Genomic DNA, 1,330 nt, shown 5'->3' with positions numbered 1-1,330 from the left:
TGCCACAAAGCCATAATTGTATCTCTGGTTCTCAATAGCGATCTGACAGGCTTTCTCGAACTTATCCGGTTCAGTGATTCGCTGGAGCTTCAAAAGGCCATCGCATGTTCGATATAGCTGCTCTGGATATCTGTCCTGTTTAAATAGCAGAACAAATAAGTTGAGAAGCTCCTTAGACCTGCTTTTTGCCTTGGCCATGTAGTAATCCGGGCTACGATCCTGATAATGCTGATGGGTTGAACATAGGTGGTCTTTGACGCTTGTATAGTGCCCTTTTACATAGCTTCTCAGATGAAAAGCTACCCGCTTACGATCGATATAGATTGCCACCGTAGAGCGGGTGTAGATTACCGTTGCCTGCTTGCCTATATGCACATAAGGAACGCTGTAATAATGTTTGTCTTTTTGCAGGCAAAGATGGTTGTTGGGAGCTACCTTATACTGCTTGTAATACTTCATTTCATATACAGTATCAGGCAGGGCTTTTAACAGATGTTTTTCATCGGCCAGGAACTTTTCTTCCCGACAGTAGTTTTTCAGCTGCATACGGGTTTGGTTGTGGGCCAATACCTTTTCAGATATGGCCTCATTTAACTGCTGAATGCTAAAGAACTGACGATCGCGGAATTTGGCATACACACGGCTGTAAATCAGTTTTACCTGATTTTCCACCAGTGCCTTATCTTTGGGTTTGCGCGCCCTGGCCGGAACAACTGTGGTTCCGTAATGATTTGCCAGGTCATCCATTGCAGTATTAATGCTTGGCTCGTAACTATCGGCCTTAATAACAGCTGCTTTAAGATTGTCAGGAACAAGTGCCCTTGGTGTGCCTCCCAAATGATTTAAACAGCACGTAAGGGCATATATAAAGTCTTCTACGCTCTGACTTCTGACGGCCATCGCAAAGCAATAATCAGAGTAAGGAAGACAGGCAACAAAAACCTGACATTTAATGACCTCGCCTGTTGATTTATCTATGTAAGAAAGTGTCTTCCCGGCAAAATCAATATAGAGTTTATCGGCAGGATCGTGGTGCAGCACAGCAGAGGGCCGGGCTGCCACTTCTTGTTGATTAAGATGATAACAAAACTGAGAATGACTGTAGCCACCAGGATAGCTGGATTTGTACTCTTCCCATAAGAGTTGTTTGGTTACACCCAAACGATTAAGTTCTTTAAGGAAATAATCTACATTGGCCTTAAAATGCTCGTAACGATCTTCTTTGTAGGATGGGCTTCCGGCATGAAACTTTCCTTCCAGAAGGGGATCTTCCAATTTTAGTAGTTCCTTGATATGAAGACTGCTCTCCTCTATTTTCCTGAGATAGGAC

The 1,330-nt window shown here is 43.5% G+C and carries 1 protein-coding gene; it reads right to left on the bottom strand.

Annotated features, from left to right (window positions below):
• Positions 1-1,330, bottom strand: a 1,330-nt coding sequence (gene istA, locus BY457_RS18850; protein WP_106154875.1) for an IS21 family transposase, incomplete at both ends; no start/stop codon positions are given.

It is taken from the genome of Marinilabilia salmonicolor (assembly GCF_003003035.1).
Taxonomy (GTDB): Bacteria; Bacteroidota; Bacteroidia; order Bacteroidales; family Marinilabiliaceae; genus Marinilabilia; species Marinilabilia salmonicolor_A.
The sequence above is the reverse complement of the archived record's forward strand: the minus strand, read 5'-3'. Positions and strand labels throughout refer to the sequence as shown.